Below are 13,955 nucleotides of genomic sequence, written 5' to 3'. Positions count from 1 at the left end.
ACGCTATTTTTTGTCATTTTTTCCCTTAACAGCATTACCTGTTCAGGTTCGTTGGGTATAATCTCAGCTTTATTCTGAATTTGATTCAGAGTTTAAGCACCCCTTTGAGACGGTGCAAAAGTAGTTTTTTTTGTTTAAAGTTTAAAGTTTTAAAAAATAAAAGTAAAAACGAACTAATCTAATTTAGGTTTTTTTCTGTTTTTCTTGACCTCAGACACATTTTTTTTATCTTTTATTCGCTTTCTAATTACCGACTTCGGAATTTTAGTAGTCTTACGTTCTTTAGGAATAAACAATGCATTTTTAATCAATTCTAAAAATCGTTTGATTACAATTTCTTTGTTTCTAAACTGACTTCGATCTTCATCGCAGTTCAAGATTAAAACTAAATCCGTTGTCAATCTTGAAGCTAATTTGGTTTCCAGCCGCACTTTTTCCTCTTCGGTTAATGCTTGCGAGTTTTTCAAATCAAAAGTCAAAACCACTTTAGAGGAAACCTTGTTTACATTTTGTCCACCGGCACCGCTGCTACGAATGGCTTTGAAACTTAATTCTGATATGATTTTCTCTTTTTCCATTTATGCTTTCCCGAAACTTTGGGATTGTTTTCAGTACCTCTATTGAGGTTGGTGTGCCGATTTTAATAAATCATTTACGCTTTTTACAGGATTGAATGTAATTAATGGAACTTGAACAAAAATGGTAATCCAGTTTGCCATAGCTCCATTCCATAAACCAGGTAATTCATATGATTTAATTTCCCGTCCAAATATAGTTTTTTGTACTATAAAACCACTGTTATGGTCTACAAATTGAGTCAAATCAAATTTCTCTTTTTTGTAGTTTTTAATTCCGCAAACTAAGTCGACAGGGTTAAAATGTGTTGAAGCATTAAGAATATTCTTTTGATTTTCATTTGACAGATCTACTTGTGAACTTTCTACAATTTGAAGCGAAATAATTCCATTGTCATCTTTTACCCAGAATGGTCCGCCTCCGGATTCACCTTCATTTTTTACCATTCCACAAACTCTTATGGGTTTGTTTAAAATAGCTTTAATTTCGGTCACTCTGTTATCAAAATTACGTTTGTCAAAACTGTCCGGGATTCTAATGTTTAATTTTTCCTGCAAAAAAAGTAAAATCTCATCAAGATATTCTTGTTGTATTTTGTTGGTGTCTAGTGCATGCAAATACTTGAATATGATTTCTTGCAATTCGATCAAAATTCCTGCCAGTGCTTTTTTATACCTTGCCGTTTTTTCAATATTATTGTGAATTATGTTGTCTATATTTTTAATAAATATAATATCAGAATTCAATTGGTTGAGGTTTTCTATCAAAGCGCCGTGACCTCCAGGTCTAAAGAACAATTTGCCATTTTCATCTCTAAATGGATTATTCTTAAAATCTACTGCGATTGTGTCCGTATTCTTGTTTTGAAACGAATAGCTTACATTTAGTGCTATTTCTGATTTTCTTTTTACTTCACTTTTAAGGGAATTGATTATCGTTTCGAATTGGCCTAAATGGGACTCTGACATTGTAAAATGCATATTTGAAACGCCATCAGAACTCGCATAATACATACATTCATGAAGGTGTTCTTCAACAGGGGTTACAATACGTTTTTTATATTTGTGAAAAGGGAGCGCTCCTTTAGGTTTGGCGGAAAAATCAAAGTAATCTTTTGCTAAAAGTAATTTTATGAAATAATAATTTTTATGGTCCCTATCAAGATATTCAAAATTCGGATATATTTCTCTCAATTTTTTATCAACTTTATTGAAAAAGGGAAATTTCTCTAAGGCCACAATAAAAATAGAAAGTTCTGAATCTTTTTTTCTATTGATGTATGCATTGATGGTCTCATTTTCAATATCAAAGTCTTGTAAAAAGGAAAGTAAAAATTTAAACATTCTACTTGCCGCACCCGATGCAGGAACAAATTTTTCCAGTTTTAAATTTGATTTGTTTTCATCAAAAAAAGTTGCTTTTTCCTGAAAATCATTTTCAGATAATTTTAAAATACCATTAAATAAAGTTGCTGGTGCTACCAGATTGCTCTTTGCTATTCCATTTCTAAAGAAACTCAATTGTTGTTTAATGTTTTTTAGTGGAATTTCATTTTCATAAATTTGTACAAAATCAATAGAAGAAAAACCCATTTTTTTGGCTTCTGTCAAATCATCAATTATAGTAATAGCTTTATTTAATCGTAAATCCTTATCTCCAGTAAGGGTTATGAATGGTTTTTTATTATCAATTAGCGATTGTTTGAAAACTGCAAACACAGATTCTCTGCCTTCTGCTTGATCTCGTAAGTCATCTTTTTCCCAAGGAACGTCAATATCCGTCAGGAAAAATAAATCGTATTTATGTTCGCGAGCTGCCTGATCTAATAATGGATCGCAATAGCCATAATACACTTCTGAAAACACTTTAGTCACCATTAGATTCGTGTCACAAAAGAGATATTTATTGGCTAAAAATAAACATTCATTTTCCAGTTTTGTTTGACCATACGCAATAGGCAGCATATCATCAATATTGCAAATGTCTTGATTTTTATCCCATTTTTCTTGAAGATAATCTCGCGCAAATTCAGGAACCCATTCCGTTTTATAATATGCGGCGAGTTGTTTTGCTAATGTCGTTTTGCCTGTACTTTCAGGACCAAAAAGAGCAATTTTTATAATTTCGGTAGCTCCAGTTTGCTGGAGTTGTCTAAGGTTTTCTTCCATTCTAAATAACCGTAAATGGCAACAATTGTAAATATTATATATTGAAAACTTGTAAAGGTAAATCCTTTTGCAAAATATAAAGGAATAGAAATGACATCTCCAATAATCCAAAATATCCAATTCTCGATTTTTCTTTTTGCCATTAACCACATACCTATAAAGAAAATACCCGTTACAAAGGAATCGACATAAGCAAACCAAGTGGTGAATTTACCAAAATAGTGATAAACAGAAACAACAAATGTGACCGTAAATATAAAGATAATTATTGCTATTTTTTTTTCATGATTAGAAATTACTGAAATTGGGAATTCCACGGCATCCCCTTTTTTTCTGGTCCAATGGTACCAACCATAAATACTCATTATGAAATAATAACCATTTATCATCATATCGCCCCATAAAGTCCATTTCCATAATAAGTAGACGTAAATAAAGGTACTCACTAATCCTGTTGGGAAAACTAAAATATTATCTTTTTTGGCATACCAAACACTGAATAGCCCAAAAATGACCGCAACAATTTCCAGAACTATGTCTAATGTGGGGTAATCTTTATATTGAGAGAAAAAGTATTCTATCATTAGTCAATCTTAAATTATTGATTAAAAAAATTCATGTCATTTTCAAAAGCCGTTCCTATAACCACTAAATCAGCTCCTGCAGCATAAGAATCCTTAATCCCCTGCAAATCTACAATTCCGCCACCAACAACTAACGGAATTTCAATATTTTGAGCTACTTTTTTAATAGTTTGGAAAGAAACAGGCAATTCTGCGCCACTTCCTGCTTCCAGATAAATCAACTTATTTCCTAACATTTCGCCAGCTTGCGCGGTTTGAATTATATAATCAATATTATTCCGGTCTAAAGGCTTGGTTTTACTGACGCGTTCTACTGCCGTTTCATTGCCACTTTCAATTAGAATGTAACCAGTCGAGATTACTTCTAAATCTGTTTGTTTCAAAATTGGAACAGCATTTACTTGATGTTCTATTAAATAGTCGGGATTCCGTCCTGAGATTAAAGACAAAAACAAAATCGCATCAGCTTTATCTGAAATTTGGGATGGGTTTCCGGGGAAAAGAACGATTGGTAAATTGCAGTTTTGTTTAATTTTTAGAATTAATTCGTTTAGAATAGTAGTTGTAACATGGCTTCCGCCAATGAAAATATGGCTTGCCGGCGAATGATTGATTTTTGTAATTAAAAGATCTAGGTTTTCTAAAACTAATTTATCAGGATCAAGAAGAACTGCCAGAAGTTTTTTACGTTCGACTTTAGATTGGATGATTTCGTTATAAATGTTTGTCATTTGTGGCATTTAGATTACGCGGATTTTACAGATTTAAACTGATTTCTGTTATTTAGGACTGTTCCTTTTTACTTGTCTTGTCATTGCGTACCTAGTTCGGGCAAAGCAATGACAAACTGCGCGGCGGAACATTGAATACTGATCACTATTTTTCGAAAGCATAAACTAAGGTAAAATCCTCTATTTCTTCAAAATGAATATTGAAATACTTTACTACATTATCATAATGAAGCTTAGCGTTATTTTGTTTAGCATTTAATTCGAATGATTGAACATTTATATGATCTTTGAAACTGATTCCTTTTTCGTTTCGAATTTTGAAAATGGCTTCTTTGGCACCCCAAATAACGGTCAGTTTTCGGATGTATTCGTCACTATCCATATCCAAAAACTTAAATTCCGAATTACAAAATTTATCTGCGATTCGGGTAATTTTATTTCTTTGCAATTCGATATCGATTCCTACGGTTTCGTCACTGATAATAATAGCGGAAAAATTATGCGAATGTGTTATCGAAATATGCTTTTCTCCATGAAGATGTGGCTTGCCGAATTCATCGTAATACAAATCTAAATCCGTACGTCCAGTTTCCTGCAATAGTTTGCGAACACTAAGGAATGCACACTGGTGCATCTGGGACTTCATTCCTTCAAGGCGAATGCGATTGGTATCGTTTAAGACCACTTGCTCGAATAATTCGGTATAGGATTCGGTTACCTTCCAAACGAGGATTTGAGTAGTAGAATTGAAGTTTACGGTTTTGAAAAGTGGCATCGTGTTCAGGTTTTGTTTTTTAGCCCCGGTAGCAGCGATATCCTTTTTTCACGCTTTTTTGCGTGTAAAAAGATATAGCGAATAACGGGAATAGCTCCAAAAAAAAATTATTTAGTTAATGTTCAAAAGATTAGCGAATTAAACAATTCATAAATCTTTTGGAAAACAGTTAAATTCTAAAGTTATTACGTAAATTTGCAAAAAATTTATAATTACAAATATACTGTAAATGAGTACGACAACTATGCCTTTTGTGGCTTTCAAAGTAAAAGACATTTCTCTAGCGGCTTGGGGAAGAAAAGAAATTGAACTAGCAGAAGCTGAAATGCCAGGTTTAATGGCACTTCGCGCTGAATACAAAAACGAACAACCACTTGCTGGTGCTCGTATTGCAGGATGTTTGCACATGACAATCCAGACTGCGGTTTTGATTGAAACTTTAATCGCTCTTGGTGCTGAAGTAACTTGGAGTTCTTGTAACATTTTCTCTACTCAAGATCAAGCTGCTGCCGCGATTGCTGCTGCAGGAATTCAAGTTTATGCTTGGAAAGGATTGAACGAGGAAGATTTTGACTGGTGTATTGAGCAAACATTATTTTTTGGTGAAGACAGAAAACCATTGAACATGATTCTTGATGACGGTGGAGATTTGACCAATATGGTTATTGACCGTTTCCCGGAATTGGTTGCTGGAATTAAAGGATTATCTGAAGAAACTACAACTGGAGTTCACAGATTGTACGAAAGAGTAAAAGCGGGAACATTGCCAATGCCGGCAATCAACGTGAATGATTCGGTTACTAAATCGAAATTTGATAACAAATACGGTTGTAAAGAATCTGCAGTTGATGCGGTTCGTCGTGCAACTGATATTATGCTTGCTGCAAAAAGAGTAATCGTTTGTGGTTACGGTGACGTAGGAAAAGGAACTGCGGCTTCTTTTAGAGGTGCTGGATCTATTGTTACTGTTACTGAAATTGACCCAATTTGTGCGCTTCAAGCTGCAATGGACGGTTTTGAAGTAAAAAAATTAGATACCGTTATTGCTACTGCTGATATTATCATTACCACGACTGGAAATAAAGATATTGTTTTAGGTTCTCATTTTGAAAAAATGAAAGACAAAACTATCGTTTGTAACATCGGGCATTTTGATAACGAAATTGATATGGCTTGGTTGAACACAAACCACGGTGCATCAAAAATCGAAATTAAACCACAAGTTGATAAATATACTATTGCTGGAAAAGATATTCTTATCTTGGCCGAAGGTCGTTTAGTAAACCTTGGTTGTGCTACAGGTCACCCAAGTTTTGTAATGAGTAACTCATTTACGAACCAAACTTTAGCTCAAATCGAATTGTGGAAAAACAGCGCGTCATACAATAATGAAGTGTACATGTTACCAAAACATTTAGATGAGAAAGTAGCAATGTTACACTTAGCTAAGTTAGGTGTTGAATTAGAGACTTTACGTACTGATCAAGCGGATTATATTGGTGTTCCAGTTGAAGGACCATTCAAACCAGAATATTACAGATATTAGTCTGAAATTAGATTTTTAAAACCCTTGCAGTCCCGAAGTTTCGGGAGCAAGGGTTTTTTGCTTTTGGACATGCAAACAATAGCAAAAAATAATTCTTCGGAAATGCACCATTATCAAGCACTTGTGCTGCACAAAAATAGTATGTTTGTGCATCTATTAACACACATACAAGTAGCAAAATACTTCCCCAACTTTAAATATTATTAAATTCTAATGCTTTTAAAAAAAACAGTTTATTTATTCGTACTATTATTTTCATTAACGCTCAGTCAATTTATTTCTGCCCAAGAGAAAAAACCTAAAGTAGTTTTAGTCTTAAGCGGAGGTGGTGCCAAAGGAATAGCACACATCCCGCTTTTACAAGCTTTAGACTCCTTGAATATTGTTCCTGACCTTATCGTAGGAAACAGTATGGGAAGTGTTATTGGAGGCATGTATGCAATGGGGTATTCTGGTGACAGTATTGAAAAAATAACCAAAACCATCGATTGGGACAAACTCCTAGGAGGAAATATGTCTTTGAAAAGTGTGAGTGTGGAAGAAAAAAGTGAATTTCAGAGATACTTGGTTGGAATAGGAATTAAGGACGGTAAACCAACGAGCGTAAGTTCTTTATTAAACGATCAATATTTAAGAGAATTTCTTTCAGAATTGACCTTTCCAGTTTACAATGTCAAAGATTTTGATAATCTAGCTATTCCATTCAGGGCAATGGCTACAGATGTTGTATATGGTAAGGAAGTTATTCTTAGCAAAGGAAATTTAGCCTTTGCTATGCGATCGAGTATGTCATTGCCCGCCGTTTTTAAAACCATGCCTTATGAAAAAACTCTTTTAGTTGACGGAGGAGTAATGAATAATTTCCCAACTGATATTGCTAAAAAAATGGGTGCCGACATCATCATTGGTAGTGATGTAGGTGGAGGAATGGAACCGATAGACAAATTAGATAATTTTGTATCAGTACTGATGCAAACTAGTATGTTTCCCAGTAATATCAAAGATCCGGAAAATCGAAAACTATGTGACATTTTAGTAGATCACTTTCCTAACTTGAGATTTTCTACAGCTGATTTTACAAAAAGTAATGAAATTTACAAAGATGGTAAAATTGCAACTAATCTTAATTTAGAGGCACTAGCAGCATTAGCAGAAAAATTAAAAGGATTCAAACAACGAACTCATGAACTGCCAAAAATTTCCCGCGAATTTATAATTGATACCATCGTTTATAAAAATATCAGCAAGGAAAATCTTCCTCTTGTTATTGCCCGAACAAATATAAAAACACATACTAAATATACGACGAAAGATTTAACAGTCGGCATCAATGGTGCCATGGGGACAAATCTTTTTAACCAAATCACTTACAGTTATTTCGTGCACGACGGAGACAAATTAGGTTTACTATTAAACGGATTAGAATATTCTAAAAACCAAGTTAATGCATCGCTGCATTACGACACTTATAGAGGTGTCGGACTAATTCTTAATTATAATGCCAGAAATGTTCTGGCCGAATCTTCCCGTCTTGTTGTTACTGCTGATATTGCAGAACAACCAAAAGTGCGAATAGATTTTCAGAAAAACTTCGGTAAAAATAAAGATTGGTGGTGGGGAACGGAACTTTATGGTGCTTTCCTTCAACAGGAAATTTTTATAGATGGAGAATCAGCAGATAACATGCGGTATACTGCTTTTGAATTTAATAATGAGGCAAACCGAAATTTGAATTCTCTACAAAGTTATGTGGGATTTGGCTTAAACTATAGTTACACCGTGGTGAAACCTAAAAATGATCCCGATATAAATGATAACTTACTATCACTTAAAAACTATAATTTTAATAACATAGAAGTAAACGCACATTATTCTTATAACGATATGGATAAAGTTTTTTTTGCTACAAATGGAACAATTTTAAAAGCAAATATAAAGCGATCACTGTTCAACGACATTAACATAGCTTTTACAGAAACAGACTCAACCGATTTTTCGGGTTCAACAAATGGCTTCGCAAAAGTAGGCTTCGAATTTGAAAAAAGACTACAATTAAAAAAGAAGATTACCGGAATAATAGGATTTGATGCAAATTTTATTTTTCAGGACAAACTAAAAGACAATCAGGGCTCCTTTTCTAATTATGGTTATGCCGCAAAATATTTCCTTGGAGGTTTTAATCCAAGTTCCGGCAGTAATCGGTTTGTATTCCCCGGTCTGTATGAGGACGAGCTGAGTGTCACTCAATTTATGGCAATTAAACTTGGCGTACAATTAAATCCCTTGGGTAAATTTTATCTAACTCCACATTTTAATATTGCATCCGTTGGCTTTGGTAATTTTAATGAATATATAGGTCACGTTTCTTCTACAGTGGGAAGTTGGGACGACAATAAACAAACCAGTTTATTAATGTCAGGCGGAGTAGCAATCTCCTACCTATCCATTTTAGGACCTTTTCATTTTGATACCTCATGGATAAACGATATTAACAAAGTAAGATTGTTTTTCAGTGTAGGATTTTCATTTAATCCGTCAAATTAGAGCACTGAATTGAAGTATGCCCGTACTTGATCATTTGAGTTCACGTTGAAGGTCCATTCAAACCAGAATATTACAGATATTAGTAGTAAGAATGTTCTACTAAGTATTAAGATACAACCCTTGCAGCGATGTGAGGGTTTTTTATTTTTGCATGGCCACGTTGAGCGAATTTTTATTATCAGTAAAACCCACCTAACGGATTTTATTTACTAATTAACATGTGTAAAGACCAATGTTTAATTGAAAGCACAATAAAAGTAACACCCATTATTAATAAATCAGTAACGGAATCATTATAATCTAAGTTTATGGTATATTTGAGAGAATTATTTTTATTCAGGAAATTTAACTTACTGAAAAGCCGTAATCATAAAACCGAAGAAAGAATAACCTTAACTACAAAATCATGAATACTTATTCCATTATCGCCCAACTTATAATCGCATTGTCTGTATGTTATGTTTGGATTTTTAGATTTGATAACATCGTTAAAGAATTTCAACAATATGGACTTTCGGATTTAACACGAAATATTGTAGGAGCTTCAAAAATAGCCTTATCAACCTTGTTAATAACAGGAATTTGGTATCCTGAATTAGTATTTATACCGGCACTTATAATGGCCTTTCTAATGATAAGCGCACAATTTTTTCATTTTAAAGCAAAAAACCCTTGGTCTAAACATTTTCCATCATTATTCCTTTTGGCGTTATCTCTTTTTGTCGCATTATGTGCCTCCAAATAATTAAAATATGAATTTCATAAATATGCTTATTTTCTTTTCGGCAGCCTCCTTTCTCATTTACGGAATCGCTTATTTTGTCTCTACAAACATGAAAAATGAATTCAAACGCTTTGGCCTTGAAAAATATGGTCCCTTAACGGCCATTTTGGAATTGGCGGGTGCTATAGGTTTATTTATCGGTACTCAAAATCATACCGTTTTATTGCTTGCTTCCGGGGGTTTAACATTATTGATGCTTCTTGGTACAGGAGTAAGAATAAAAATGAAAGACTCAGTATTGGTTTCTTTACCTGCTTTTTTTTATTTTCTGTTGAACGGCTATATTTTATATAAAACCTTAGAATAAATCAACCTTAAATTACGCTCCTTCTTTAATCAGCACTTTATCTATTCTAAGAATTTGCTGTTCAATCATATTAACATCTAAACAAAAAACCCGTTTCTTTCGAAACGGGTTTTTATAATAATTGAGAAAATCAATTATGCTTCAACTTCAAATGGAAGGATAGAAACATACGATTTGTTATCTCTTTTCTTTTGGAAGAAAACAACTCCGTCTACTCTTGCGTGTAGTGTGTGATCTTTACTGATGTAAACGTTTTCACCTGGATTGTGTTTTGAACCTCTTTGTCTTACGATGATGTTCCCAGCAATAGCAGCTTGACCACCAAAAATCTTAACACCTAAACGTTTTGATTCTGATTCTCTACCATTCTTCGAACTACCGACACCTTTCTTGTGAGCCATGACGTATTAGTTTTATTTTGTTATTATTCTTTTGTGTCTTCTTTTTTAGCTTTAGCTACCTTTTTCTTAGGAGCTTCAACTTCTTCTGTAGTTGCTTCAACTGCTGCTTTTTTAGGAGCTGCTTTCTTTGCACCAACACCAGTAATACCTTCAATTACAATTTGAGTAAGATACTGTCTGTGACCATTTCTCTTTTTGTATCCTTTTCTTCTTTTCTTTTTGAAAACGATAACTTTATCTCCTTTTAAGTGTTGTAACACTTTAGCTTCTACTGAAGCACCTTCTATAGCTGGGGCGCCTAAAGTGATAGTTCCGTTATCATCTAATAAAAGAACTTTGTCAAAAGAAACTTTTGAACCTTCTTCATTAGTCAAACGGTTAACATAAACCTTTAAGTCTTTGCTTACTTTGAACTGTTGCCCTGCTATCTCTACGATTGCATACATACTGAATTGTTTTAATAATTTTTAAGGTTGCAAATATACAATTAAATATTTATCCTGCAATCTCTTAAACAAAAAAATACTTCACCTATTTTATTCTTTGTTTTTCAACACTTTATCCCCTTTAAATCAATAAATTTTTCATCGGAAATTGTTAAAATTAATCGAAAGTTGAAATCAGTAAACAATCATGATTAAAAAAGGGTATTTTTGAAGTACAATTATTTTTCGTTTTTATCTATTGCAAATAGAAATGTATTAATCCGTATGAAAAAATTATTAATGATGTTAAGTACTGCGCTTATGTTGGGAGGAATAGCTTCGGCTCAAAAAATAGCTTTTGAAGAATACAATTTAGACAATGGCATGCACGTCATATTACATAACGATCCATCGGCGCCAGTTGTTGTGACTTCTGTAATGTATCATGTGGGATCCAAAGATGAAACACCGGACAGAACTGGTTTCGCTCATTTTTTCGAACATTTATTATTCGAAGGAACTGAAAATATAAAAAGAGGGGAGTGGTTTAAAATCGTCACTTCAAATGGCGGAGTAAATAACGCCAACACCTCAGATGATCGTACCTATTATTACGAAGTATTTCCTTCTAATAATTTAGAATTGGCACTTTGGATGGAATCCGAAAGATTAATGCATCCGGTAATCAACAAAATTGGGGTTGATACTCAAAACGGAGTGATAAAAGAAGAAAAAAGATCTCGTTATGACAATCAGCCTTATGGAAATATCATTGGTGCTGTAAAAGAAAAGATGTTCAAGAACCATCCATATCGTTGGACGACTATTGGTTCGATGGAACATTTAGACGCTGCTACTTTAGAGGAATTTCAGGCTTTTAATAAAAAGTTTTATATTCCGAACAATGCTGTACTTGTTGTTGCAGGAGATTTTGAAAATGGCAAAGCCAAAGAATGGATTCAGAAGTATTTTGGATCAATCCAAAGAGGCAAAGACATAAAAAAACAAATTTTTGTTGAAGAACCGATTACGCAAATGATAAAAGCGACATACGAGGATCATAATATTCAGATTCCAATGGTTTTGGCTACCTACAGAACTCCTTCAATGAAAACGAGAGATGCCAGAGTATTGGATTTAATTTCGTCTTATTTAAGTGATGGAAAAAGTTCTAAACTATACAAGAAAATCGTCGATGAGAAAAAAATGGCATTGCAAATTGACGCTTTTGGTTTTAGTCAGGAAGATTATGGAATGTATATTTTGTATGGCTTACCAATGGGAACGCACACTTCTGAAGATTTAATAAAGGAAGTTGACGAAGAAATTGTAAAAATCCAAACCAAATTGATTTCGGAGAAAGATTACCAAAAATTGCAAAATACATTTGACAATCGTTTTGTAAATAAGAATGGAAATTTGGAGGGAATCGCTGAAAATTTAGCGACTTATTATTTACTTTATGGGGATGTTAATTTGATAAATTCGGAGATTGAGTTGTTGCATTCTATAACTCGAGAAGAAATTAGAGAGGTAGCCAAAAAATATTTAAATCCAAATCAACGACTTATTTTGGATTATGTTCCCTCAAAGACAGCGTCTCAAAATTAAGACTTTCTCGATAATGAAAAAAACAACTATTCTATTATTCATTTTGTTCATAACAGGAATTATGCAGGCACAAAATCGTCCACAACCAAAACCGGGAGTTTCTCCGGTTGTAAATATAAAAAAACCACAAACCTTTATTTTGGCCAATGGCTTAAAAGTAATGGTTGTTGAAAATCACAAATTGCCCAGAGTAACTTTTAACCTTGCTTTAGACAATGAACCTTTTGTTGAAGACACTAAAAAAGGTGTAGATGAATTAGGCAATAACATGATAGGAAATGGCAGTGTGAAAATTGCAAAAGATGCATTCAATGAGGAAATTGATTTCCTGGGCGCTAATATAAATTTTGGTTCAAAAGGGGCGTATGCCAGTTCTCTCTCTAAATATTCAGGAAGAATTTTGGAACTCCTGGCAAATGGAGCATTACACCCGAATTTCACACAAGAAGAATTTGATAAGGAAAAAGCCAAACTTTTAGAAGGTCTTAAGGCAGAAGAAAAAAGCGTTCCTGCAATAGCGAACCGAGTGGTTGAAGCACTTGCATTTGGTAAAAATCATCCTTCGGGTGAATATATGACCGAGGAAACACTGAAAAACGTGACACTTGCAGACATTAAAACCAATTATGAAACCTATTTTGTACCTGAAAATGCCTATTTGGTAATTATTGGAGATGTGAAATATAATGAAGTAAAGCCAATTGTTGAAAATCTGTTTGGCTCTTGGGAAAAAAGAAGTACGCCAAAACTGACGTACCCCGCTCCGCAGAATGTTCCGTTTACCCAAATCAATTTTGTAGATGTGCCAAATGCCGTTCAATCGGAAATCTCATTGGTAAACACCTTGAATTTAAAAATGAGTGATAAAGATTTCTTCCCAGCTGTCATTGCCACTTATATCCTTGGCGGGGATTACAGTAGTTATTTAAATATGAATTTAAGAGAAAAACAGGGCTGGACTTATGGCGCAAATTCAATAATTGGCTCTGGAAAATACGTTACGAAAATTAAATCGACATCGGCAATACGAAGTTTAGTTACGGATAGTGCCGTGGTGGAATTTATCAAAGAAATCAAAAAAATAAGAACCGAAAAGGTATCAATAGATTTACTCAACAATGTGAAAGCTGGTTATATTGGAAGATTTGTAATGCAAGTGCAAAAACCACAAGCAATTGCACGATATGCTTTAAACATAGAAACAGAAGAACTTCCTGCTGATTTTTATGAAAATTACATCAAAACCATAAATGCTGTAACTCCTGATGACATCATGCGAGCTGCGAATAAATATTTCCTTTTGGATAATACTCGAATTATTATTGCAGGAAAAGGATCGGAGGTAATTCCTGGATTAGAAAAATTAAACATGCCAATATTTTATTTTGACAATTACGGTAATCCTGTGGGAAAACCGGTTTACAAATAATAATTTCTTTTTCTAACTTAAAAACAAATAAAGCTGTCTTTTCGGACGGCCTTGTTTGTTTTTTATAATTACAA

The 13,955-nt window shown here is 33.7% G+C and carries 13 protein-coding genes; 6 read left to right on the top strand and 7 right to left on the bottom strand.

Annotated elements, in window-relative coordinates; translation table 11 throughout:
- Positions 1-173: 173 nt before the first annotated feature.
- The 5 genes from arfB to C4S35_RS04370 form a co-directional block, all read right to left on the bottom strand.
- Positions 174-578: an alternative ribosome rescue aminoacyl-tRNA hydrolase ArfB gene (arfB, locus tag C4S35_RS04390; protein WP_103999005.1), complete on the bottom strand. Its 405-nt coding sequence runs from the start codon at positions 576-578 to the stop codon at positions 174-176.
- Positions 579-617: 39 nt separating this feature from the next.
- A complete protein-coding gene (locus C4S35_RS04385) occupies positions 618-2,744 on the bottom strand; it encodes a DUF4301 family protein (RefSeq protein ID WP_103999004.1) in 2,127 nt (708 codons plus the stop codon).
- Positions 2,693-3,328, bottom strand: coding sequence for a nicotinamide riboside transporter PnuC (pnuC, locus tag C4S35_RS04380; protein ID WP_103999003.1), 636 nt, complete (start codon positions 3,326-3,328; stop codon positions 2,693-2,695). The genes C4S35_RS04385 and pnuC overlap by 52 nt, the downstream gene beginning before the upstream one ends.
- A 14-nt stretch (positions 3,329-3,342) precedes the next feature.
- A complete protein-coding gene (locus C4S35_RS04375; RefSeq protein WP_103999105.1) occupies positions 3,343-4,059 on the bottom strand; it encodes a phosphoglycerol geranylgeranyltransferase in 717 nt (238 codons plus the stop codon).
- 145 nt (positions 4,060-4,204) lie between these two features.
- Complete coding sequence (locus C4S35_RS04370) at positions 4,205-4,834, bottom strand: 4'-phosphopantetheinyl transferase family protein (protein ID WP_103999002.1); 630 nt, start codon at positions 4,832-4,834, stop codon at positions 4,205-4,207.
- A gap of 229 nt (positions 4,835-5,063) precedes the next feature.
- Between C4S35_RS04370 and ahcY the strand changes: the two genes are divergently transcribed.
- The 4 genes from ahcY to C4S35_RS04350 all read left to right on the top strand — a co-directional run bounded on the left by ahcY (position 5,064) and on the right by C4S35_RS04350 (position 10,015).
- Positions 5,064-6,380 carry an adenosylhomocysteinase gene (gene ahcY, locus C4S35_RS04365; protein WP_091203022.1) on the top strand — a complete coding sequence of 439 codons (1,317 nt, stop codon included), beginning with the start codon at positions 5,064-5,066 and terminating at the stop codon, positions 6,378-6,380.
- Positions 6,381-6,593: 213 nt separating this feature from the next.
- On the top strand, positions 6,594-8,924 hold the full coding sequence (locus C4S35_RS04360; protein WP_103999001.1) for a patatin-like phospholipase family protein: 2,331 nt from the start codon (positions 6,594-6,596) through the stop codon (positions 8,922-8,924).
- Between the two features lie 406 nt (positions 8,925-9,330).
- Complete coding sequence (locus C4S35_RS04355) at positions 9,331-9,669, top strand: DoxX family protein (protein ID WP_103999000.1); 339 nt, start codon at positions 9,331-9,333, stop codon at positions 9,667-9,669.
- Positions 9,670-9,676: 7 nt separating this feature from the next.
- Positions 9,677-10,015 (top strand): DoxX family protein, encoded by a 339-nt coding sequence (locus tag C4S35_RS04350; protein WP_103998999.1) that lies wholly within the window; start codon positions 9,677-9,679, stop codon positions 10,013-10,015.
- Between the two features lie 134 nt (positions 10,016-10,149).
- Here C4S35_RS04350 and rpmA read toward each other — a convergent pair whose 3' ends face one another.
- Both rpmA and rplU read right to left on the bottom strand, forming a co-directional pair.
- Positions 10,150-10,416, bottom strand: a complete 267-nt coding sequence (gene rpmA, locus C4S35_RS04345; protein WP_035669638.1) for a 50S ribosomal protein L27 — start codon at positions 10,414-10,416, stop codon at positions 10,150-10,152.
- A gap of 23 nt (positions 10,417-10,439) precedes the next feature.
- Complete coding sequence (gene rplU / locus C4S35_RS04340) at positions 10,440-10,862, bottom strand: 50S ribosomal protein L21 (protein ID WP_103998998.1); 423 nt, start codon at positions 10,860-10,862, stop codon at positions 10,440-10,442.
- 264 nt (positions 10,863-11,126) lie between these two features.
- On the opposite strand from rplU, the gene C4S35_RS04335 reads away from it, so the two are divergent.
- Entirely contained in the window at positions 11,127-12,452 is a 1,326-nt protein-coding gene (locus C4S35_RS04335; protein ID WP_103998997.1) for a M16 family metallopeptidase, read from the top strand.
- 13 nt (positions 12,453-12,465) lie between these two features.
- Positions 12,466-13,881, top strand: coding sequence for a M16 family metallopeptidase (locus C4S35_RS04330; protein ID WP_244175189.1), 1,416 nt, complete (start codon positions 12,466-12,468; stop codon positions 13,879-13,881).
- The last annotated feature ends 74 nt before the right edge of the window (positions 13,882-13,955 follow it).

This window comes from Flavobacterium urumqiense (assembly GCF_900108015.1).
In the GTDB taxonomy this organism is placed as follows: domain Bacteria; phylum Bacteroidota; class Bacteroidia; order Flavobacteriales; family Flavobacteriaceae; genus Flavobacterium; species Flavobacterium urumqiense.
This window is presented reverse-complemented; position numbering and strand designations above follow the sequence as displayed.

Bases quoted from the DNA above. Each gene is read 5' to 3' on its own strand.
- C4S35_RS04385 (WP_103999004.1), bottom strand. From the start codon at position 2,744: ATGGAAGAAAACCTTAGACAACTCCAGCAAACTGGAGCTACCGAAATT.
- C4S35_RS04360 (WP_103999001.1), top strand. From the start codon at position 6,594: ATGCTTTTAAAAAAAACAGTTTATTTATTCGTACTATTATTTTCATTA.
- C4S35_RS04335 (WP_103998997.1), top strand. From the start codon at position 11,127: ATGAAAAAATTATTAATGATGTTAAGTACTGCGCTTATGTTGGGAGGA.
- arfB (WP_103999005.1), bottom strand. From the start codon at position 578: ATGGAAAAAGAGAAAATCATATCAGAATTAAGTTTCAAAGCCATTCGT.
- C4S35_RS04355 (WP_103999000.1), top strand. From the start codon at position 9,331: ATGAATACTTATTCCATTATCGCCCAACTTATAATCGCATTGTCTGTA.
- ahcY (WP_091203022.1), top strand. From the start codon at position 5,064: ATGAGTACGACAACTATGCCTTTTGTGGCTTTCAAAGTAAAAGACATT.
- C4S35_RS04375 (WP_103999105.1), bottom strand. From the start codon at position 4,059: ATGACAAACATTTATAACGAAATCATCCAATCTAAAGTCGAACGTAAA.
- C4S35_RS04330 (WP_244175189.1), top strand. From the start codon at position 12,466: ATGAAAAAAACAACTATTCTATTATTCATTTTGTTCATAACAGGAATT.
- C4S35_RS04370 (WP_103999002.1), bottom strand. From the start codon at position 4,834: ATGCCACTTTTCAAAACCGTAAACTTCAATTCTACTACTCAAATCCTC.
- rplU (WP_103998998.1), bottom strand. From the start codon at position 10,862: ATGTATGCAATCGTAGAGATAGCAGGGCAACAGTTCAAAGTAAGCAAA.
- rpmA (WP_035669638.1), bottom strand. From the start codon at position 10,416: ATGGCTCACAAGAAAGGTGTCGGTAGTTCGAAGAATGGTAGAGAATCA.
- C4S35_RS04350 (WP_103998999.1), top strand. From the start codon at position 9,677: ATGAATTTCATAAATATGCTTATTTTCTTTTCGGCAGCCTCCTTTCTC.
- pnuC (WP_103999003.1), bottom strand. From the start codon at position 3,328: ATGATAGAATACTTTTTCTCTCAATATAAAGATTACCCCACATTAGAC.